Here is a 23032-nt window from a genome sequence, read left to right as displayed (position 1 = left end):
ATTTGTTGCTAAAAATATGAAAATATGTTAGATAAGTTTTAATTTTCCAAAATGTTTTTTCTCTATTTTAGATGAAAATTTAGGTAAATCGTTGATGGATAGTGTATATAGGACATTTATGAAAAATTCACAAAAAATAAAATGGGGAATAATTGGTTTAGGAAATATAGCCAATCAATTTGCGACCGATTTAATGTTGTTGGAAGATGCTGAATTGACGGCGGTTGCTTCGAGAGATTTAGAAAAAGCAAAAGATTTTGCTCAAAAATACAATTGTTCTAAAGCTTACAATTCTTACGATGCGATTTTTGCCGATGAAGAAATCGAAATTATTTACATAGCCACACCACACGATTCGCACGCTGAATTATCGATTAAAGCTTTAGAAAACGGAAAACATGTTTTATGCGAAAAACCTTTGGCGCTTTCTTATTCTGATGCTGTTCGAATGATTGAAGCTTCAAAAAAGAATAATAAGTTTTTCATGGAAGCTTTTTGGACGCGATTTATTCCGTCAATAAAAGAAGTTTTGCAGAAAGTTGAAAACGGAGAAATTGGTGAAGTAAAATATATAAAAGCTGATTTTGCTTTCCGCGGAAGCGAAACTGAAAATCTTAGACTTTTTGATAAAGAACGGGGAGGAGGCGCATTATTTGACATTGGCGTTTATCCATTATTTCTTTCTTATATATTATTAGGTAAACCAAAGGAGATTATCGCCAAAGCAATAAAACATAAAAATGATATTGATTTGCAGACTTCCATGATTTTGCAATATGAATCGGCACAATCGATTTTGCACGCTTCAATTGTTTCTGATTCAGATATGAACGCAATTATCGCCGGAAGTAAAGGACGAATCGAACTGAATTCGCCTTGGTTTGTTGCCGATGGATATTCTTTATTTATAAACGATGAAAAAGAAGCTGTTATCAGTTTACCAGTTTTAGGAAAAGGTTATTCGCATGAAATTATGGAATGTCATGATTGTATTCGAAATGGCCAAATTGAAAGTAAATTTTGGTCACATCAGAATTGTTTGGATTTGAGTAGGATTGTGGAGGAAATTAAAACTCAGATTGGTCTGAAGTTTTAAAAATCTTAATGCAGTAAAAGATGCGATTTTGCCGTTCATTTAAATCAATTCCAAAAATTACTAAAACCTAATTGAATGAATAAAAACTTTAATAGAATTAAATTTGGTATTCTAATATTTATAGGCGGCATAATTTTGTTACTTATAAATGACTATTTTAAATCGAGAACTGTACATTTTAAGAAATACGATTTTGTAGTTACAAAAGTTGAAAACACACCTACTGGTGGTGTTACACCGTTTCATAATGACATTGAAATAGATATGTGGCAATATGATTTTTTCCCTTATAACTGTGTTAAAGTGGGTGATTCAATCCATAAAGGAGCAGAACAAAAATATTTATATATTTTCCGAAGAGATGAAACGCAAAAATTTATTTTGATTGATAGTATTCAGCCAACTGGAATTTATTCTTGGCCTTATAAGAATGAGTGAAACCAACTTATTCTTCTAGAATTTATAATTTGAAATAAAAAACTTACAAATTAATATTTTTTTCATTAGTTTTAAAAGCAATTAATGAAAGAATAATTATGTTAGTAAAAGTTTATGGAAGTGCCGTTTTTGGAGTAGAGGCAACCACAATTACGATGGAAGTTCATATGGACAAAGGAATTGGTTATCATTTAGTTGGGCTTCCAGATAATGCGATAAAAGAAAGCAGTTACCGAATTGCAGCCGCTTTAAAGAACAACGGATTGATGCTTCCGGGCAAAAAAATAACCATCAATATGGCGCCCGCCGACCTCAGAAAAGAAGGTTCAGCATACGATTTACCACTCGCAATGGGAATATTAATTGGTTCCGACCAAATAAAAGCTCCCGAAATCGAACAATATATTATTATGGGCGAACTTTCATTAGACGGAAGTTTGCAACCTATTCGTGGCGCTTTGCCAATTGCTATAAAAGCAAAAGAAGAAGGTTATAAAGGATTTTTTCTCCCAATTCAAAATGTAAAAGAAGCCGCAATTGTAGCTGGATTAGATGTTTACGGTGTTTCGAATTTGCAGGAAATAATAGATTTTTTTGCCGGAAAAGATACGCTTCAACCAACAGTGATTGATACTCGTGCGGAATTTTATAAAAGTCTGGATTTCCCTGAATTTGATTTTTCAGATGTACGCGGACAAGAAAGTATTAAACGTTGTATGGAAATTGCTGCCGCGGGCGGTCATAATATTATTTTGATTGGTCCGCCCGGTGCAGGAAAAACAATGTTGGCAAAACGTGTTCCGAGTATTTTGCCTCCAATGACTTTGCGCGAAGCACTTGAAACAACTAAAATTCACAGTGTTGCCGGAAAATTGAAAGAAGTCGGTTTGATGAATCAACGTCCGTTTCGAAGCCCGCATCACACGATTTCTAATGTCGCACTTGTTGGAGGAGGAAGTTATCCGCAACCGGGCGAAATTTCAATGGCGCATAATGGTGTTTTGTTTTTGGATGAATTGCCAGAATTTAAGCGCGATGTTTTAGAAGTGATGCGTCAGCCATTGGAAGATCGTGAAGTAACTATTTCTAGAGCCAAATTTACGGTCACTTATCCGTCGTCATTTATGTTGGTGGCGAGCATGAATCCGAGTCCGAGTGGATTTTTTAATGATCCGAGTATGCCTAATACGTCTTCGCCACATGAAATGCAGCGTTATATGAGCAAAATTTCCGGACCGCTTTTAGACCGAATTGATATTCATATAGAAGTAACTCCTGTTCCTTTCGAGAAATTAGCGGACGACCGAAAAGCCGAAAGCAGTGTCGAAATCAGAAAACGCGTTACCGCTGCCAGAGAAATTCAAACCAAAAGATTTCAGGAAATAGAAAACATACATTACAATGCTCAAATGAGCAGTAAATTAATTCGGGAGTTTTGCGCTTTAGACGCACAATCAAAAGAGTTGCTGAAAACTGCAATGGAGCGCTTGAATCTTTCCGCTCGAGCCTATGACAGGATTCTGAAAGTAGCCAGAACAATTGCTGATTTAGATAATGCTCCGTCTATAATTTCGCAACACATCGCCGAAGCAATTCAATACAGAAGTTTGGATCGTGAAGGTTGGTTGGGGTAATTAATTGTGAATTGTAAAAACTTTTGTCATCCTGAGAGAAGTCGAAGGGAGTTCCTATTGAAGCGAGGACTTCGACTTCGCTCAGCTTGACAATCTTGAGTGAAACCTGAACTAAAAATTAATTTTCTTTCATTTCTTTTACCTCTGGTACACGTTTTTGAAAACTACTTCTGTTTGTGGTAACAATCAAAACGCCGGCTTCTCCATAAGTTCCATAAATGCTGATTCCTTTTTGTTTGTCCATAGCGATAATTTTGGAAATTTCCATTTTAGACAAAACAAGTTTCTCTTTTTCTAAGTCCTGAAAACGATGTGGTATTCCGTCAACAACAACAATTGGTTGAACTGTAATTTTACCAGTTTTAGCTAAATTTGAAATAGAATCAGAAAGATAGAATTTGTCTTTTCCTTTATCAGAAAGTTCATATCTGCTTTGAGAGAATGCTGAAATAGTGGCAAACAAAAGAGCGGTGGTAATGAATTTTATCATAATGTTTTGGTTAGAATTTTGGTTTTTTAAAGGTAGTTTTTAATAGTTATCTAGTTTCTTTAAATAAAATCTCGCTTTATTTTTTGATCCTTGGCATCTGCGAATAATTTTGTCACTTACAAAATTATAGACAAGTAGCTTATTATGTTTTATCTTGAATTTAAGATGATATGGAATCCCATTTTCAGATTTTAAATCGTATCCATGTGAATCTCGATATTCAGATGTATCAATAGGAATCATTGATAATTCATTAATTGACACAGTGTCTTTTGATGAATCATGTTTTAGTTTATTAAATTTTAGATATAAAGTATTTTTCGAAATTTTATATTTTCCGTTTAGTTTTTCACCCAATACATCTCCCCATTTTTGAAATACAGCTGTACTGTCCTCATTCAGTTTAACTTCGGTTACAAAAAAGCCATATTGCGCAAAATTTGATCTGTAAATTCCAGAGATTTTTTTGCTTGAATTGCATGAACTGATTAATAACAGTAAAGTAAAAAGTAGGTACGTATTTTTAAGTTTTGTAAAAAGATGGATCATTTAAGTTTTTTTGACTCTAGTTTTCAGGTTGAAAATACAAATTAAACTCAAATTATAGCAATTAAAATATAAGTAAAAAAAATACCGCTTCTATAACAAAGCGGTATTTTTGAATTGCGAATATATTTTTTACTAGGATTGATTTGCAAAAATTACATCCAAACCTTCCATTGCAATAGTAAAGCCTTCTTTGAATCCCATCTGAATAATCATTTCCAAATCAGAAAGTTTTTCATGTTTAATCGCAATATCAACAAAAGTCGAACCATCTTGTTCAGAAAAATTGACATCCCAGTCAGAACGAGGGAATTCTTTGTTTAAATTTCCTTCGCTGTCACTGAAAGCATCTAAATATTTAAAATTTGTCTTCGGACTGATTGAAGTAAAATCGGCAATTGCCCAATGTTCTTCACCTTCAGGACCAACCATTGCATACAGTCGGCGTCCGCCTTCTTTAAATTCCATGCTTTTAGTTCGTGCCTTCCACGGAGCTGGCGCCCACCATTGATCCAGAATTTCAGCTTCTGTCCACGCTGACCAAACAGCTGACAATGATGCATTAAATTCACGTTTTACATTTACGGTACTCGTTTCTTTATCTACAGTAAAATTCATTAAAAGATTTGATTTCATAATATTGATTTTAAATGTATTAGTATTTGATTTTATTCAAAGCATTTTATTTGCCTGCTTCAAGAATTTTGTCCAAGATTTTAAGCGTGCTTGTAAATCCTTCTTTGAATCCCATTTCTACAACTTTTTCTAATTCGGCCAGACTATCGCGTTTTATTACAATATCAACAACAGTCAAATCGCCTTCTTCAGAAAATGTAACATCCCAATAAGAACTTCCCATATTTGGATCTGGATTTGCATCAGCATCGCAAAAAGTAGAAGAGTGTTTGAAATTTGTTTTTGGAGAAATAGAAGAATAATCAAAAAAACTCCAACGTTCCTGACCATCTGGCCCAACCATGGCGTACAATCTGCGCCCGCCTTCCTTGAATTCCATGCTTTTTGTTTTGGATTTGAAGGGAGCCGGCGCCCACCATTGATCTAATATCTCAACCTCTGTCCAGGCTGCCCAAACGTTTGACAATGACGCATTGAATTCGCGTTTTATAATTACGGCTATATTTTCCTTATCTATGGAAAAATTCATTGTAAGTTCAGATTTCATTTTCTTTAGATTTTAAATTTAATAATACTTGATCCAATTGGCTGAAACGGCTTTCCCAGATTTTCTTGAATTGTTCCATCCATTGATCTACTTCTTTCATTTTGTCAATTTTGAGCTGATAATAAATTTCTCTGCCCAGTTTTTTTTCTTCCAATAAATCACATTCGTTTAAAACTTTAATGTGTTTAGAAACTGCTTGTCTCGTTGTTTTAAATTGTTCTGCAATTGCATTTGGGGTTAATGCTGTTGAAGAAATTAAAACTAAAATTGCTCTTCGCGTCGGATCGGCGATTGCCTGAAAAATATCTCGTTTCATTTTTAAAATAGAATTACGCAACTAATCAGTTGCAAATATATGCAACTTTTTGGTTGCGCAATTCAAAAAAGCATTTTTTTTTTAAGAAAAGAACCTAAACAAAAAAAGACGCATTAAAAATGCGCCTTTTTCTTTATAATCGTGTTATATAATTACCGTCTAAATTTATTCTTTACAATGATGTCTTTTAGTTTGGCTTTCAAGTCTTCGCCCGTGTCATAAACCATTTGTTCGTTATTCGGAAACAAAACCGCACGTTTATTGAAGTTGCCAAGATAATTGTCATCGCATGCATTTTTATCGCCTTTATAAGTCGAATATATATTCTCAAAAACAAATTCACTGCTAATTGGAAATGTTTGAACCAGTTGATTCGATTTCAAATCTACGTAGTCAACTTTTGCAGTAACCTGGCACGATTTAAATTGTCTAAATTCGTAGACAGTTGCGCGAAGAATTTTAAAATTATCTACTTTAACTTCTTTCCCCAGACTGTCTTTTACAGGTTTTCCTCGGCTGTCCAAAAGTGTTTTTACGCCATCTTTTACCTGTCTTTCTTTAGTAAATTCCTTTTCTTTGATTTGCTCTGGCGAAATATAAATATCTCTAAAATTAATAATCAGACTGTAATCGTAGTTTATATTTTTTTGTCTTGCACTATGATAAACCGTCCATTTGTCGTTTAATCCATAAGTTTTAAAATCCAATAAATCATCCTGAAGCATTTTCGGAATCACCATATTGGTTTCATTTTTGGCATAAACATCCACAAAATCAGTTCCTTTAAACTGAGCATCATCCATTAGTTTTTTTGCATTTTTATAATTCGGATTTAAACTTTCCAAATAGGCAAAATCATCGTAAGCTTTTCTGAAATCCATTTTGTTATTTGATTTCAAAAGAGCAGAAGCGTTCTCATACAGATATTTTGAAAGTGCGTTTTTGCTGTTTACAATTTCATTCGAATAATTATCAAACGGAAAAAGTGCGTTTCTTCCCTGTTTTAATAATTTCAAAGGCAAAATAGGCCTAATTTTTTCCTGACGGTTGTTTAGCTGTACATAAGTATTGTAGATACGTTCAGTATTTGCAGGATTATTTTCTTTGTTGAGCATTTCAAGATTACGTAAGTCTCTATCTTTCGCTTTAGCAAAGCCTCTTCGAGCAGATATACATAATCCTGTTTTCCTTTTGAATCTTTATTCGTTCTTAAAGCTTCAACCGCACGGTCAATTGCGCCGTCATAATTCCCATCGCTTATTAACGCTTGAGTTGTTTTTACACCGCACGAAGAAAAGGCCAAAAATAATATAGAAAATAGAAAAGTAATTTTTTGCATGTTGTATTTTTTGAAGGTGTAAATATATCTTTTTTAACTTTCAACAACTATGCCTTTTTTTAGATTTTTTAAGGAGCAGAAACCTATGTTTTCATAAGAATGTTCAGTCCCGCTTTCGCCTTTATCTCTGCGAGGATATCGGCTCTATCGGGGCTAGATGAGAAGTTTTGTTTTTTTTGAGTAATAAAAAAACGATCGGGATTTAGTCACTTACTTTTTTATACTCAAAAGTGCCCACTTCAGGGTTTGAGATACTACGTTTTTCTCTGTCAAAAGAATTAATTTTAAATACAACTGGCAAAATAACAGAAACGATCGTCAACTGAGAATTGTCGCTTGATAATTTCCATTTTGCTTTATGAGATTCATCGCCAATTACACTTTCGAAATCGCCATTTTCTTTAAATACCTGAAAAACCTGATCTGTTTTAAAACGTTTCTGAATATCTTTTTCTTTACCGTTTTTGGTCCATTTTACTAATTGCCATTTTCCTATCAATTCTTTAGAAGTTTGAGCATTAGCAGATAAACCAATTAACAAAACAAATAATAAAAGTATTTTCTTCATTTTTAAATTTTTAGAATTGAAAATTAAATTTACGAATTTTACTATTTTGAAAAAAAAGTTAAGGTTAAGCTTTATTATTTTTTCAGTTTTGCAAGAGTTTTTTAATCAATACAATTTGGCCTAAATGATAATAACTGTGTTCAATCATACAGTCGATATTTCTTCTGTAAGTGCCATATTTTACATCAACAAAACCTTCATCTAGTTTTTCATCAGGCATTTGTTCCACCAAAGAAGCAAATTCTTCAGCTGCATTCCAAAATTTGTTTAGAAAAATTTCCCATTCTTGTTGCGACTGAATAGGAGGAAAGTCAAAACTGAATTTATCTTTTATATCCAATGTTCCGCCTTTAAAAACCTGATTTATTCCGTTAATGTAGTAATGAATATGTTGCGCGAGAATTGCAATTGTATTTAAGTTTTGAAGTGGAGCAACGGCAATTTTCCAATCCAGATTTTCGAGCTGATCTTTGTAATTGGTATTGGCAACCCAGGTTCCGTTTAAAATAATCTCTCTAAACCGATTTGCAATTTCTGAAGTATTTTTCATAGCCAAATAAAATTTTCATTAGAAATGTTTATAAGCTAATTTAAGAAATTACGTTTGTAAAATGCTGTTGTCGAGGTAGATTTATATTCTGAATTGTAGTATGTATTTTAAATGAGCAGATTTTTATCTGATTTCAATCCAATCCGTTTTTATATCGATTCTTTTTGGTTCTGAAGGTATTTCGAGTTCGGAGTATTCTCCAATTTGGTTATTTTCACTGGTCATAAATATAAATTGCAGATTGTTTTTTTCGTCTTGCATAAATTCCCAATCCATCATTATATCTTGATTAACTTTAATATCCGGATATTTTTGTCGTATTTCAGCAACAGTAGATTCTGGATGCAAACCATTGTTCATTTTTAGGTTTTTACTTAAAGCAGCGATTGCTAAAATTTCATCCGAATCTCTTTTCGGAATTAACGCTATAACAGGTTGGTTTTTTAAAGAATAAATATAGGCAAATCCGCCTCCGTCAAAACCAAAATCGTAAGCTTCAGCTTTTGTTTTAGTCAATTGGTTTAAGAATTTTTCAGCATCATTAATATGCATTCCTATTTTTATTTCTCCAATTTTCCCTTTTGAGATTATAAACTTTTGAAAATCAAAAACATTACTCTTTTTTGTTTGAATTTTGAATTCCTGAACTCGTTTATTCCATGTTTCAACTTGCTTTTCTTTTTTGTCTTTACATGAAAATTGAAACAGGGTTAGCAATATTAAGAGCGATTTTAGTTTCATTATTTACTTTTTTATTGGAAAGTGAATTTTAAAAAATATAAAAAGTGAAGCTAGAGCGAATTGAAAAAATTATTTTTTCATTCTAATTTTCACCTGATAAACAATCTCCCAAAAAATAACAGCAAAAACAGCATTAGCAAGTATAGCCGTTTTTACCTGATACGGATCGTATTCGAAAAGCAAATGCAAATTTGTAAACTTCAAAGCGAGAAATAACGCTAATGATGCAATCGCTATAGCGTAGATTACATTCAATAAAGGTTTCCATTTTAAAGCTATAAAAGCGTAAATAATATTGAAGACCGCATAACCGAATCCTAAAGTTAGAAAAGGATCCGTTTTTAGTTTTTCACCTATTTTTAAAATAATCGGTGTTGAAATTAGATATAAAAAGAAAAGTATTGAATAAGAAAGAATTCGTATTTGTGGTTTCATTTTTTATTATTTAAGATGAAGTGTTGCACTTGCAAAAGTAATTCGAAAAGATGAATTCTAAATGAAGTTAATTTACTCTTTAAATGTTCTTCGATGTTTTACGGCAACAGTTTTTCTATTTTTTCTTCGGATTTTTCCTTTAAAGCACTATCAGGACGGAAACTCCAAATGATTAGAAATTTTCCTTTTACAACATATTCTTCCGGATGTTCGTCTGTTGGCTGGCCGTCTTTTCCCCAAAGTAATCCTTGCAGAAATCTGTCACCTTTAAAAACATGTTCAAATTCAAAATACATAATAGAACCACGATCGCCTTTGCTTCTAAAATTCTGAATCGCTTTGCTTTTTACTGTTCCAACAATATTGCTGTAGGTTTCAATGTCGTTGTAAAAAGTACAGGCTTGAGGCGTAATGCAAATATTACCGTCGTTGAAGGTATAGGCTTTTGGAATTTCTTTTGATTTTAACTTTAAATCCGCGATAGTTTGACTGAACAAATTGGTTGATAGCAATAGAAATAAAGCTGACAGAGAAATCGTAATTTTCATAGTTTTGGGGTTTTGATTTGGTAAGCTAAAATAGTTTTTTAAAGAATTAAACTTTAATTTGATATGGATAAAAAATATTATTTTTTATCTTCAAACTCATAATCTGAAAATTCAATAATTCTTTTCCCAACAGTTGTAGTAATTTCAAATTTTCGCCGGATAAATTTTACTTCCAAATTATCTGGTGGAGTGATCACTATTTTATGAAATTCACCAAGATCATTTATATTACATATTTGTGGAATCCTGCCTAAAGGAATAATTATTTCTTCGACCTGATAGAAAATGACATTGTTGAACTTTAAATATCTTTCTTCAAACAAATTATTTGCAAAATCATAAGGAAACATTAAATTAAAAATGATTGTTTGTTTTTGCGAATTCTCTATGACTTCTTCAATTGTGCTAGCCATTAATCTGTTGCCTATTATGTCCATTTTTTAATTTGTTTTTATTCCTACTTTAAAGTTATATGAATGAGCGGTTATTTTTTAGCAAAGTTGTTTAAATATGTATGCTTTACGCCGATATTTTATCCGAATCATTTTCATCTTCTAAAATATAATTAGAAGGCGTTTTACCTAAATGTTTTTTGAACATAAAAATAAAAGCGCTGGCTGTTTCATAGCCTAAATCCAAAGCGATTTCTTTTATGGATTGTTTTTCGCCTAATCTTTTTATGGCTTCAAGCAATTTAAGACGCGTACGCCAATCGCTGAAATTCATTCCCAATTCTTTTATGAATAAACGCGATAAAGTTCTGCTGCTCATAAATGAAAGTTCTGCATAATGATCAATCGTGTGTTTGCTTGCAACATCGCTCATTAAAAGTTCAACGACTTTTTGCAATCTTTCATTATTTGTAGTTGGTAAAAATGTGGCGCTTGGGACAATTTGTGCTAGTTCATCAAGAAAAACAGCAATGATTCTTAGTTGCGAATCGGTTAGATTTCCGTTTGTTCCAAAAGAGATTATTTTGAAAACCAGTTGTTTTAAGAACATCGGAATATCAAAAGAAAAACTGTTCGTTGGCAATCCCTTAGTTGCAGAAGGATCGATAAAAACGCTATAATAATTAACGTCTTTCTGAAAAGTAACCTGATGTTCGACACCGCTCGGAAGCCACAATCCCTGCAACGGATTTACAACCCAAATATGATTACCAACCACAACATGCATTACACCGCGCGTAGCATAAATAAGTTGCGCTCTCGGATGCGAATGCGAGATGCACATTTCGTTATTTACCATTTCGGTATAACCAATTACAGGAATTGATGGATTGATTTGGTATCCATAATCCTGCGCCATTCTATATGTCCGAATCTGATTATTCATTGTCCAAATATAGCAATTTTGACATTGTAATTTATTTCAATTTTGTAAAAAAATAATGCAGCTGTTATTTTTAAAATGAAGATTAACCTAAAAACAACTCATGGAAACCGTTAAAGTACAACCAGAAGTAATTAAAAAAACAACGTATTCAATACTTTTTATAATCAGCTTTTCGCATTTAATTAATGACCTTTTACAAGCTGTAGTTCCGTCAATTTATCCGCTCATTAAAGAAAATTTCGGACTGAGTTTTACCCAAATCGGAATTATCACTTTTACCTATCAAATCGTCGCTTCGATCTTGCAGCCTTTTGTGGGAATGTATACTGATAAAAATTCAAAACCGTATTCGCTTATTATTGGAATGTGTTTTACAATGACCGGATTATTTTTGGTTTCTATTGCGTCTAGTTTTACTTTTCTATTGTTATCAGTAAGTTTAATCGGAATTGGATCTTCGATTTTTCATCCGGAATCTTCAAGAGTCGCGCATTTGGCTTCGGGCGGTAAAAAAGGATTGGCACAATCAATTTTTCAATTGGGAGGAAATGCAGGAAGCGCCATCGGACCTTTATTAGCGGCGTTTATTATCATTCCGCACGGACAAAGTTATGTGGCTTGGTTTTGTATTATCGCTTTAATAGGAATTTTTGCTTTGTATAAAATTGCGCTTTGGTACACGGAACATTTGTCTGAAAGAAATGCTAATAAAGCCGCGCTTAAAATCGAAACGCATCATTTATCAAAAAACAGAGTTATTGGTTCGCTGATTATTTTATTGGTTTTGATTTTCTCTAAATACTTTTACATGAGCAGTATTACGAGTTATTATACGTTCTTTTTAATTGATAAATTTCATATTTCAATTCAGCAATCTCAGGTTTATTTATTCTTGTTTTCTGGAGCTGTTGCAGCGGGAACTTTGATTGGAGGACCAATTGGCGACCGCATTGGAAGAAAATATGTAATCTGGGTTTCGATTCTTGGAGTTGCGCCATTTACGTTGATGTTGCCTTATGTGGATTTATTTTGGGTCGGAACTTTATCTGTAATTATAGGATTGATTCTTTCTTCGGCGTTTTCTGCAATTCTAGTTTACGCCACCGAATTATTACCAGGAAAAGTAGGTTTGGTAGCTGGTCTTTTCTTCGGTTTCGCCTTCGGAATGGGAGGTTTAGGCTCTGCAGTTCTAGGAAAAATCGCCGATGCAACAAGTATAGAATATGTTTTTAAGATTTGTGCGTTTTTGCCTTTGATTGGGATTATTACTGGTTTCTTACCGAATATTGAAGGGAGGAAGAAGGTTTAATTGCGTCCAGCTTTAGCTGGATGAAAAAATAATAAAGAAGCTTAAGGGCTTTAGCCAAATTATCTACAATTTGGCTAAAGCCTTTTCTAATTTGTGATATATTCCTTCAGTTAAAATTGGAAGTAACTTATAAAAGATTTTTGTTCTTTTTTTGTTTGTTAGTGCAAGTGTCTCGAGCCAGCGAAAGACTAAATGCAATTATTTTTTTCTCCGCTATGCAGACTTCAAATCATCTTTATTTATTTATTTTTCAACAGGAATTCCTTTTTTTGTCATTTCGTATCTTTTCTCAACAAAATAATAAATGGCATCCAGATCAGAGTCTGTAAGATTCGGAAATGAGGTCATTAAGCCCCAACTTTTTTTTGATCTGATTTCTTTTGCGATTTTATCGCCTTGCTCATACATTTGATATGAATTTCGGGTATATTTATACAGCCAGTCTTTTTTTCGCAATTTAGTAATACCGCCCAAAGGTGGAGCAGTTCCTAATAGATCCATTCCGATATAATGACAGGCTGCGCAATCCCTTTTGAAAATATTCCGTCCTTTTGTGTAAAGAGGATCGGTTTTATCAATTTTAATGTAGTTTTCTTGTAAATAGATTTTATTATCCGACAGTTTTTTTTCAGTATTAGAACTCAGAAAGAATGCAAGTGCAACAATAAAAAATAATTTATTCATGAGTTTTTAAGATATATTAGTTTTTCTTTCGTTTGATTTTTGTCAGTTTTATACTGTCTGCTGTATTTCTAAAACTATGAAGATAATCATTTTTGATTTTGTATTTTTTATTTCGAAGACAAATAATTGTTTTAGAGTTTTTCTTTCTTTTTAAATATGAATTTGATACTCTTTGTGAAATTTCTTGCGAAGATTTTTCCTTCGTCGAAATGATAAAATTGTGCAAAAAAAATCCCGTTTACCTTTCGGGAACGGGATTTCAATAATTGATATTCTCTTTTTTTTATTTTAAACTGTTGCAGCAATTTCTTGTGGCAACGGAATTTGATTTTTAAGTAAATCTTCAAATGTTTCAGCTTGACGAATTAAAATTCCTTGACCGTTCATCCATAAAACTTCGGCTGGTTTGTATCTTGAGTTGTAGTTCGAAGACATTGAGAAACAATATGCTCCAGCGTTTCTGAAAGATAAAATATCGCCTTCAGTAATTTCTTGAATTCTGCGGTTGTTTGCAAAAGTATCTGTTTCGCAAATGTATCCTACAACTGAGTAAAAACGCTCTTTTCCTTTTGGGTTAGAGATGTTTTCAATATGGTGTGAAGATCCGTACAACATTGGACGAATTAAATGGTTGAAACCACTGTCAACTCCAGCGAAAACTGTTGAGGTTGTTTGTTTTACTACGTTTACTTTTACTAAGAAATGACCTGCTTCACTCACCAAGAATTTTCCTGGTTCGAAAATTAAGGTTAAATCTCTGCCATATTCTGTACAGAAAGCGTTGAATCTTTTAGATAATTTTTTACCTAATTCTTCGATGTCTGTTTCGATATCGTCTTTTTTGTAAGGAACTTTGAATCCGCTTCCGAAATCTAAGAATTGTAAATCTTTGAAATGTTTAGCAGTATCAAATAAGATTTCAGCAGCATACAAGAATACCTCGATATCTAAAATATCAGATCCTGTGTGCATGTGAATTCCAACAATACTCATTTTTGTATTTTCAACAATTCGCAAGATATGTGGAATCTGGTGAACAGAAATTCCGAATTTACTATCGATATGTCCAACAGAAATATTAGCATTTCCACCCGCCATTACGTGTGGATTGATACGAATACACACCGGAATATGTGGATGTTTTGTTCCGAATTGCTCTAAAATAGATAAATTGTCGATATTGATTTGTACACCCATTGCGGCAACTTCTTCAATTTCTTCTAAAGAAACTCCGTTTGGTGTAAAGAAAATTTTCTCAGGATCATAGCCAGCATGAAGTCCTAACTGAACTTCCTGAATAGATACAGTATCTAAGCCAGACCCCATGTTCTTTAATAACTGAAGAATCGCAATGTTTGACAATGCCTTCATGGCATAATTAACTCTTAAGTTTTCTACCTTAGAGAAAGCTTTAGTTAATCTGTTGTACTGAGATTGGATTTTTTCGGCATCATAAACATATAATGGACTTCCAAATTGGTCTGCTAACTGCAGTAAATCTTTTGCTTGCATTTTTAAATCATTTTGGGCAAAGTTATTACACTTTTGAGTAACTGCAAATTAATTGTAGAAAAATAACAAATTGTAACAAATTGTTTGTTTTTAAACAAAAAGTTGCTGTTTTTGGAATTTTGTAACCTTTTTTAAGGGGCTATCCCGATAGCGATCGGGATTAAGATGCTAAGATACTAAGTTTTTTTGCCACGAATTAACGAATTTAACTTATTCTTAAACGCTGTTGAAATTGTTTTCGCTATGAATTACACTAATTAAATGCATTTCTTTTTATTCCAATTTTTAAAAGAAGCCAAATGTTTGAATTTAGTCCCGATTGAGGCGGTATCCTCGCAGTGCAACGGAGAGATATAGCCGAAAGCGGGAACTATGTTTATTAAAAAGCCAATTGTGATGCTTCAAAAAAACAAAACCCCTGAATTATTAATTCAAGGGTTTGTTAGTAGTTATGTTGTTTATCGGAAAAGATTAATAAAATGCTTAGAGAAAAACTTAGAACCTTAGCATCTCAGTATCTTAGTACCTAAAATTATAGACTAGGAAGATCTCCTTTTCCTTTAGTAGGCAAGTTCGTAGATCCCATTAAGAATAAATCTACCTCTCTTGCAGCTTCGCGACCTTCTGAAATAGCCCACACGATTAATGATTGTCCTCTTCTCATATCACCAGCAGTGAAAATGTGAGGTACGTTTGTCTGATAGTTATGCGCTTTATAGTTGCTTCTCATATCAGTTTCGATTCCTAATTGCTCGCTTAAAGTTTTCTCTGGACCTGTAAATCCAAGAGCCAATAAAGCTAAATCGCAAGGCCAGATTTTCTCAGAACCTTCTTTTTCGATTAATTCAGGACGCTGACCTGGAGTCATTTTCCATTGCACTTCAACCGTTTTTAATCCCGTTAATTCACCTTTATCGTTAGAAATGAATTCTTTAGTGTTGATCAACCAGTTTCTGTCACAACCTTCTTCGTGAGAAGAAGATGTTTTTAATTGCAACGGCCAGAAAGGCCAAGGAGTTGATTCGCTTCTTCCAACTGGAGGTTTTGGTAAAATCTCAAAGTTAGTAACCGATTTTGCTCCGTGTCTGTTTGAAGTTCCAATACAGTCAGAACCCGTGTCTCCACCACCAATAACGATTACATCTTTACCAGTTGCTTTAACTTGATCCGGAATTGATTCTCCAAATAAAACTTTAGTCTGTTGTGTCAAGAAATCCATTGCCTGAACAACGCCTTTGCTTTCGATTCCTTTAGTTGGCAAGCTTCTTCTTTCAGTTGCTCCTCCGCATAAAACGATAGAATCGAATGCGTTTAATTCTTCTACGCTGAAGTTAACTCCAACATTTACGTTAGTTTTGAAAGTGATTCCTTCTGCTTCAAGAACAACTACACGTCTGTCGATAATTCCCTTTTCTAATTTGAAATTCGGAATTCCGTAACGTAATAAACCTCCAATTGCGTTGTCTCTTTCAAAAACAGTAACCGTGTGACCCGCTCTGTTTAATTGTTGAGCAGCCGCTAATCCTGCAGGTCCAGAACCAATAACGGCAACTGTTTTTCCAGTTCTTGTTTTTGGTGGTTGAGGTTTGATCCATCCTTCAGCGAAACCTCTTTCGATAATGCTTTTTTCGATGTTTTCGATAGAAACCGGATCTTTGATGATTCCTAATACACATGATTTCTCACATGGAGCAGGGCATAAGCGTCCTGTAAATTCAGGGAAGTTATTAGTCGATTGTAAAATCTCCAATGCACTTTGCCATTCTTCCTGATGTACCATGTCGTTGAAGTCAGGAATTAAATTTCCTAACGGACAACCACTGTGGCAAAAAGGAATTCCACAGTCCATACATCTTGATCCTTGTTCTTTTAATTTATCTTTTGGTACCGGAATAGTAAATTCGTTGTAGTTAGAAACACGTTCTGCTACTGCTAAATTACTTTCATCGGCTCTGTTATATTCTTTAAATCCGCCTATTTTACCCATGACTTTTTAATTAGATTTAGTTGTGAGATGTGAGATGTAAGAAGTGAGTTGAAAACTCAAAACTTAGTACCTCAGAAACTTAGTACCTCAGAACCTTTTTTAATCAGCTATTAATTCTTCTATTTTTTTCTCTTCTGCAATTCTTTGTAATGCTTTTTTGTAATCAGTTGGCATTACTTTTACGAAGTGCTGTTGTTGGTTTTCCCAGTCTGCTAAAATTCTTTTTGCTAATGGACTGCTTGTGTACAATGAATGATTTTTGATCAGTTTTCTTAGTTTTGTAAGATCTTCTTCTTCCATTGGGTCGAATGCAACCATTTCCATGTTACAAACTGTAGAATCGAATTTCTTATTTGGATCGTAAACATAAGCTACACCACCGCTCATACCAGCTGCGAAGTTTCTTCCTGTTTTTCCTAAAACTACTACTGTACCACCGGTCATGTACTCGCAACCGTGATCTCCAATTCCTTCAACAACTGCTGTTGCTCCAGAATTTCTAACACAGAAACGCTCTCCGGCCATTCCATTAATATAAGCCTCTCCGGTAATAGCTCCGTAAAGGGCAACGTTTCCAATAATGATATTGTCTTCAGGTTTGAAAGTCGCAGTAGGAGGTACTTTTACAATTAATTTTCCTCCAGAAAGACCTTTTCCTAAATAATCATTACAGTTTCCGTGAATTTTAAATGACAATCCGTTTGTTGCAAAAGCACCAAAACTTTGTCCAGCAGAACCTTCAAAATCAACTAAAATAGTATCATCAGGTAATCCTTGTGCGCCGTAGATTTTTGAGATTTCGTTACTCAAAATAGCACCTACAGAACGGTCTGTATTTTTAATTTTAAAGGTTACTCTTGTTTTCTCTTTTCTATAGATAGACGGAATCGCTTCTTTGATGATATCAAAATCCAATACATTTTCAAGTTGGTGATCTTGAGTAGTTGTATTATGATTTGGCTCTGTTTTCGCTTTTTCCGGTTTGTATAGAATTGATGACAAGTCTAAACCATTTGCTTTATAATGTTTGATGGCTTTGTTCACATTTAATTTTTGTGATTGACCTACCATTTCTTTTAAAGTTCTGAAACCTAACTGCGCCATGATTTCTCTTAACTCTTCAGCAATGAAATACATGAAGTTGATTACGTGCTCTGGAGTTCCTTTGAAATTTTTTCTCAATTCAGGATCCTGAGTTGCAATACCAACTGGGCAAGTATTTAAGTGACAAGCTCTCATCATGATACATCCAGAAGCTACAAGCGGAGCAGTTGCAAAACCGAATTCTTCAGCTCCTAATAAAGCTGCAATTGCCACGTCACGACCTGTTTTTAACTGTCCGTCACATTCTAAAACTACACGGCTTCTTAAATCGTTTAGGATTAAAGTTTGCTGTGCTTCAGCTAAACCAAGTTCCCACGGAATACCAGTGTGTTGTAAAGATGTTAATGGTGCAGCTCCCGTTCCTCCGTCATAACCAGAAATTAAAATAACGTCAGCTTTTGCTTTGGCAACACCGGCAGCGATGGTTCCAACTCCAACTTCAGAAACTAATTTTACGTTGATACGAGCTTCACGGTTTGCATTTTTCAAATCGTAAATCAACTGAGATAAATCCTCAATTGAGTAAATGTCGTGGTGAGGAGGAGGCGAAATTAAACCTACATAAGGTGTAGAGTTTCTCGTTTCAGCAATCCAAGGCACTACTTTTTCTCCAGGTAACTGACCACCTTCACCAGGTTTTGCTCCCTGAGCCATTTTAATCTGGATTTCTTTAGCGTTTGTCAAATAGTTGATCGAAACACCAAAACGTCCTGATGCAACTTGTTTAATTGCACTGTTTCTAGAATCGCCGTTAATTTCTTTCTGGAAACGTTTTGGATCTTCTCCACCTTCTCCAGAGTTACTTTTTCCGCCAATTCTGTTCATGGCAATCGCTAAATTCTCGTGTGCTTCTCTAGAAATAGATCCGTAAGACATTGCGCCCGTTTTGAATTTCTTTACGATTTCTGTCCATGGTTCTACTTCGTCAATAGAAATTGGATCCAAATTATTGAATTCAAATAAACCTCTAATGGTCATTAAGTTTGAGCTTTGCTCGTTAACGGCATTTGAGTATTCTTTATAACTTTCTGGGCTGTTTAAACGAACCGCTTGCTGTAATTTAGAAATAGTGGTTGGGTTAAACATGTGCTTTTCTCCACCACGTCTCCATCTGTAAATACCTCCAATTTCAAGAGAAAGCAAGTTTGCAATTTTTGAATTTGGGAAAGCTTTTTGGAAACGTTTCTTCACTTCTTTTTCCACTTCCATTAGACCAATTCCTTCAATTCTTGATGGAGTATAAGGGAAGTATTTAGATGTGAATGTTTTGTTTAAACCTAAAATCTCGAAAATCTGAGCAGCTCTGTATGAATGTAAAGTAGAGATACCAATTTTGTTCATGATTTTCACGATTCCTTTTGCAATCGCTTTGTTGTAATTTACAACGGCATAATCAGCTTTTACTTTTGTAATGAAACCTTTTTCAACCTGATCGTGAATGATTTCGTTTACCATGTAAGGATTGATTGCACTTGCACCGTATCCGAACAATAAAGCAAAATGATGAGGTTCTCTTGGTTCAGCAGATTCAATGATGATTCCGAATTTAGAACGAACTTGTAAAATGTTCAATGAGTGGTGAATGTAAGAACAAGCCAATAGCATTGGAATTGGAGCTAATTCTTCGCTAACACCTCTATCAGATAAGATGATGATATTGCATCCCTCTTCAACTGCTTTAAAAGTAGCTTGAACACATTTTTCAAGCGCTCTTTCTAAACCGTTAACTCCTTTTTCTATTTTGTATAAAGTAGAAATAGTAGCCGATTTGAAATCTGCGTGATCGATATTTCTGATTTTATCCAAATCCTCGTTAGAAATAACCGGATTTTGGATTTTTAATTTTTTACATTGTTTAGATTCAATTTCGAAAATATTGAAATCTCCACCAATGGCTAAACTGATATCAGTAATGATTTCTTCACGAATACCATCCAACGGCGGGTTTGTAACCTGAGCAAATAATTGTTTGAAGTAATTGTACAACAACTGAGGCTGATCTGAAAGAACTGCCAAAGGCGTATCGTTACCCATAGAACTGATTGCTTCAGCTCCGTCGCTACCCATTGGGTTGATGATCGTTTTTAAATCTTCAATAGTATAACCAAACAAACGTTGTCTTGTCAAGAAATCTAATTTTTCAACAGGAGTAGGGTTGTTCGTGTAAGGAACTTTTGCAAGTGGCAATAAGTTTTCGTCAACCCATTGTTGGTAAGGACGTTTTGTAACTATTGCTTTCTTAACTTCTTCGTCTTCGATGATACGACCTTCGTTCATATCAACCAAGAACATTTTTCCTGGCTCAAGACGACCGTGCTGAATTACATCTTCCGGATCAATGTCTAATACACCAATTTCAGATGACATAATTACGAATCCACTTTTCGTTAATGTATAACGAGAAGGACGCAATCCGTTTCTGTCTAATAAAGCTCCAATTACGTTTCCATCTGTAAACGGAATAGAAGCAGGACCGTCCCAAGGTTCCATTATACAAGCATTGAACTCGTAGAAAGCTCTTTTCTCAGGAGACATTGTTTGGTGTTTTTCCCAAGCTTCAGGAACAACCATCATCATTGCTTCTGGAAGCGAACGACCTGTCATTAATAAAAGTTCAATCACCATATCCATAGAAGCAGAATCTGATTTTCCTTCTAAGATAATTGGGAATAATTTTTTAATGTCATTGCCAAAAACTTTGCTTTGCATAAGCTCTTCACGAGCACGCATACGGCTTACGTTTCCACGAAGTGTATTAATCTCACCATTATGACACATATATCTAAATGGTTGAGCTAAGTCCCAAGATGGGAATGTATTTGTAGAGAAACGTTGGTGTACAAGCGCTAAACGAGTCACCAAGTCTGGATCTTTTAAATCTATATAATAACGGCTGATGTCTTCCGGCATCAATAGACCTTTATATATTATAGTAGTTGTCGATAAACTAGTAAAATAAAACATGTGGCTTTCTGAGGTTTTAGATCCTCTTACGGCATGTTCTGCAATTTTTCTAGCTGCAAAAAGTTTTGCATTAAATTCTTGTTCAGTTAAATCCTGTCCGTTTTTAGAAACGAAAACTTGTTTAATTGTTGGTTCTTTTTCTGCGGCGATTTCACCTAAATTTTCAACGTCAACTGGTACATCTCTCCAACCTAAAACTTTTAAATTTTGGTCTTTAATAGTAGCCTCAAATGCATTAATACAAAAAGAAACCTGGTTTTTGCTTTTTGGTAAAAAAACCATTCCTACTGCATACTCACGCGTTTCAGGGATTTCAAAGTCACACACTTTCTTAAAGAATGCATGTGGGATATCAAATAAAATTCCAGCCCCGTCTCCAGTTCTTCCATCAGAACTAACGGCACCACGATGTTCCAATTTTATTAAGATGTCCAATGCTTTGTGAATAATATCATTTGACTTAATACCATTCAAATTACAAATAAATCCTGCACCACAATTGTCGTGTTCAAATTCAGGCAAATAGAGCCCTTGTTCTTTAACTTTCATTCTTGATATTTTTTCTACAAAAATAAAGATTTCGTTAAACATAATGTATTGAAATTGTTCTTTTGCTTTCATTTTTGTCGTAATATTAGAAAAACGGTTCTTAAATGATAATAATATTATTTAAGGCATTGCGAAATGATAAAATCATAATAACAATTAAATAATATTAGGAAAAATCGTCGTGAAGCCTAGAATTCAATAGGTTTTTTTGTTAAATCTCAAACGATATAGTGGTTTTGTGTTAACTTTTTCGATGCAATTCGTTAACGATTAATTTGCTTTGAAAAAGAATATGTAATTAATAACAAATTGACTCATTTTTTAATTGGAAAAAGATTTTACTATTAAGTTGAATTTTGCTACTTTTGTCGCACTTTTATTCTGAACTAAATTCAGAACCAGACAAATTCTATATTATGAACATACACGAATATCAAGGAAAAGAAATTTTAGCAAGTTACGGAGTACGCGTTCAACGCGGAATTGTGGCTAATAATGCGGTTGAAGCTGTAGCTGCTGCAAAACAATTAACTGCCGAGACTGGTACAGGATGGCATGTAATAAAAGCACAAATTCACGCAGGTGGTCGTGGAAAAGGTGGTGGAGTTAAGTTAGCAAAAAACTTACAGCAAGTTGAAGAGTTAGCAGAACAAATCATCGGAATGCAATTGATCACACCTCAGACTCCGCCTGAAGGTAAAAAAGTAAACAAAATTTTAGTTGCTGAAGATGTTTACTATCCTGGAGAAAGCGAAACTTCTGAGTTTTATGTTTCTGTTTTATTGAATAGAGGTACAGGACGCAACATGATCATGTATTCTACTGAAGGTGGAATGGATATCGAAGAAGTTGCAGAGCATACTCCACACTTAATCTTTACTGAAGAAGTTGATCCTAATGTTGGATTACAAGGTTTCCAGGCTAGAAGAATTGCTTTCAATTTAGGTCTTTCTGGAAATGCTTTCAAAGAAATGGTGAAATTCATCGACGCACTTTACAATGCTTACATTGGTTCTGATGCTTCTATGTTTGAAATCAACCCAGTTTTAAAAACATCTGATAACAAAATCTTAGCTGTTGATGCTAAAGTTAACATCGACGATAACGCTTTATACAGACAACCTAAATATGCTGAAATGAGAGATATCCGTGAGGAGAATCCAATCGAAGTTGAAGCTAAAGAAGTTGGTCTAAACTATGTTGACCTTGACGGTACTGTAGGATGTATGGTAAACGGAGCTGGTCTTGCAATGGCAACTATGGATTTAATTAAATATGCTGGTTTTGAGCCTGCTAACTTCCTTGACGTAGGAGGAACTGCTGATGCGAAACGTGTTGAAACTGCTTTCAGAATTATCTTGAAAGATCCAAACGTAAAAGCTATTTTGATTAACATCTTCGGAGGAATCGTTCGTTGTGACCGTGTTGCTCAAGGTGTTGTTGATGCTTACAAAAACATGGGTGACGCTATCAATGTGCCAATTATCGTTCGTTTGCAAGGAACAAATGCTGAAATTGCAAAAGAATTAATTGATAACTCTGGTATGCCAATCTTATCTGCAGTTCAATTCCAAGAAGCTGCTGACCAAGTTAAAGCTGCTCTTTCTTAATTAAATAAGAAATCAAATTATATTGAAAATCCCTTCGTATTCGGAGGGATTTTTTTTTGGAATTAATTTAACCGCAAAGAGCGCAAAGAAT

General features: G+C 34.1%; 20 protein-coding genes and 2 pseudogenes. 5 read left to right on the top strand and 17 right to left on the bottom strand.

The genetic code is table 11. The features are described 5' to 3' along the window. Positions 1–118: 118 nt before the first annotated feature. From FN795_RS05895 to FN795_RS05885, 3 genes are all read left to right on the top strand, one after another. Positions 119–1096 (top strand): Gfo/Idh/MocA family protein, encoded by a 978-nt coding sequence (locus FN795_RS05895; RefSeq protein WP_142449797.1) that lies wholly within the window; start codon positions 119–121, stop codon positions 1094–1096. A gap of 75 nt (positions 1097–1171) precedes the next feature. Continuing rightward, positions 1172–1534 carry a hypothetical protein gene (locus FN795_RS05890; protein WP_142449796.1) on the top strand — a complete coding sequence of 121 codons (363 nt, stop codon included), beginning with the start codon at positions 1172–1174 and terminating at the stop codon, positions 1532–1534. Positions 1535–1632: 98 nt separating this feature from the next. Then, a complete protein-coding gene (locus tag FN795_RS05885) occupies positions 1633–3168 on the top strand; it encodes a YifB family Mg chelatase-like AAA ATPase (RefSeq protein WP_142449795.1) in 1536 nt (511 codons plus the stop codon). Positions 3169–3286: 118 nt separating this feature from the next. On the opposite strand, the gene FN795_RS05880 is transcribed toward FN795_RS05885, so the two are convergent. From FN795_RS05880 to FN795_RS05820, 13 genes and pseudogenes are all read right to left on the bottom strand, one after another. Beyond that, positions 3287–3658, bottom strand: a complete 372-nt coding sequence (locus FN795_RS05880) for a hypothetical protein (protein WP_142449794.1) — start codon at positions 3656–3658, stop codon at positions 3287–3289. Between the two features lie 39 nt (positions 3659–3697). Further along, positions 3698–4207: a hypothetical protein gene (locus FN795_RS05875; protein WP_142449793.1), complete on the bottom strand. Its 510-nt coding sequence runs from the start codon at positions 4205–4207 to the stop codon at positions 3698–3700. A gap of 132 nt (positions 4208–4339) precedes the next feature. Next, positions 4340–4840: an SRPBCC family protein gene (locus FN795_RS05870; protein WP_142449792.1), complete on the bottom strand. Its 501-nt coding sequence runs from the start codon at positions 4838–4840 to the stop codon at positions 4340–4342. A 46-nt stretch (positions 4841–4886) separates the two neighbouring features. Further along, positions 4887–5387: an SRPBCC family protein gene (locus FN795_RS05865; protein WP_142449791.1), complete on the bottom strand. Its 501-nt coding sequence runs from the start codon at positions 5385–5387 to the stop codon at positions 4887–4889. Further along, positions 5377–5703, bottom strand: coding sequence for an ArsR/SmtB family transcription factor (locus FN795_RS05860; RefSeq protein WP_035649207.1), 327 nt, complete (start codon positions 5701–5703; stop codon positions 5377–5379). The genes FN795_RS05865 and FN795_RS05860 overlap by 11 nt, the downstream gene beginning before the upstream one ends. 152 nt (positions 5704–5855) lie before the next feature. Next, positions 5856–7042, bottom strand: a pseudogene (locus tag FN795_RS05855) (hypothetical protein). A 202-nt stretch (positions 7043–7244) separates the two neighbouring features. Continuing rightward, the gene (locus FN795_RS05850) at positions 7245–7610 is read right to left on the bottom strand and encodes a hypothetical protein (protein WP_142449790.1); all 366 of its coding nucleotides are present in this window, start codon (positions 7608–7610) and stop codon (positions 7245–7247) included. Positions 7611–7692: 82 nt separating this feature from the next. Next, positions 7693–8160 carry a DUF1572 domain-containing protein gene (locus tag FN795_RS05845; protein WP_142449789.1) on the bottom strand — a complete coding sequence of 156 codons (468 nt, stop codon included), beginning with the start codon at positions 8158–8160 and terminating at the stop codon, positions 7693–7695. Positions 8161–8283: 123 nt separating this feature from the next. After that, a complete protein-coding gene (locus FN795_RS05840; protein ID WP_142449788.1) occupies positions 8284–8901 on the bottom strand; it encodes a hypothetical protein in 618 nt (205 codons plus the stop codon). A 69-nt stretch (positions 8902–8970) separates the two neighbouring features. After that, entirely contained in the window at positions 8971–9336 is a 366-nt protein-coding gene (locus FN795_RS05835) for a hypothetical protein (protein ID WP_142449787.1), read from the bottom strand. 98 nt (positions 9337–9434) lie between these two features. Next, positions 9435–9884 carry a hypothetical protein gene (locus tag FN795_RS05830; protein ID WP_142449786.1) on the bottom strand — a complete coding sequence of 150 codons (450 nt, stop codon included), beginning with the start codon at positions 9882–9884 and terminating at the stop codon, positions 9435–9437. Positions 9885–9961: 77 nt separating this feature from the next. After that, positions 9962–10321 carry a hypothetical protein gene (locus FN795_RS05825; protein WP_142449785.1) on the bottom strand — a complete coding sequence of 120 codons (360 nt, stop codon included), beginning with the start codon at positions 10319–10321 and terminating at the stop codon, positions 9962–9964. Positions 10322–10403: 82 nt separating this feature from the next. Then, positions 10404–11222, bottom strand: a complete 819-nt coding sequence (locus FN795_RS05820) for an AraC family transcriptional regulator (protein ID WP_142449784.1) — start codon at positions 11220–11222, stop codon at positions 10404–10406. Positions 11223–11322: 100 nt separating this feature from the next. On the opposite strand from FN795_RS05820, the gene FN795_RS05815 reads away from it, so the two are divergent. Next, positions 11323–12531, top strand: a complete 1209-nt coding sequence (locus FN795_RS05815; protein WP_142449783.1) for an MFS transporter — start codon at positions 11323–11325, stop codon at positions 12529–12531. 243 nt (positions 12532–12774) lie between these two features. Here the strand turns inward: FN795_RS05815 and FN795_RS05810 are convergent, their stop codons facing one another. From FN795_RS05810 to gltB, 4 genes and pseudogenes are all read right to left on the bottom strand, one after another. Further along, entirely contained in the window at positions 12775–13215 is a 441-nt protein-coding gene (locus FN795_RS05810; RefSeq protein WP_142449782.1) for a c-type cytochrome, read from the bottom strand. Between the two features lie 288 nt (positions 13216–13503). Further along, positions 13504–14730, bottom strand: a pseudogene (lysA, locus tag FN795_RS05805) (diaminopimelate decarboxylase); the annotation flags it as partial. A 529-nt stretch (positions 14731–15259) separates the two neighbouring features. Continuing rightward, the gene (locus tag FN795_RS05800) at positions 15260–16714 is read right to left on the bottom strand and encodes a glutamate synthase subunit beta (RefSeq protein ID WP_142449780.1); all 1455 of its coding nucleotides are present in this window, start codon (positions 16712–16714) and stop codon (positions 15260–15262) included. A 99-nt stretch (positions 16715–16813) separates the two neighbouring features. Next, a complete protein-coding gene (gltB, locus tag FN795_RS05795; protein ID WP_142449848.1) occupies positions 16814–21331 on the bottom strand; it encodes a glutamate synthase large subunit in 4518 nt (1505 codons plus the stop codon). A 416-nt stretch (positions 21332–21747) separates the two neighbouring features. Here gltB and sucC point away from each other — a divergent pair, with 416 nt between their 5' ends. After that, on the top strand, positions 21748–22941 hold the full coding sequence (gene sucC, locus FN795_RS05790; protein WP_142449779.1) for an ADP-forming succinate--CoA ligase subunit beta: 1194 nt from the start codon (positions 21748–21750) through the stop codon (positions 22939–22941). Positions 22942–23032: the final 91 nt, after the last annotated feature.

The organism is Flavobacterium resistens, from assembly GCF_900182645.1.
Classification (GTDB): domain Bacteria; phylum Bacteroidota; class Bacteroidia; order Flavobacteriales; family Flavobacteriaceae; genus Flavobacterium; species Flavobacterium resistens.
The sequence above is the reverse complement of the archived record's forward strand: the minus strand, read 5'-3'. Positions and strand labels throughout refer to the sequence as shown.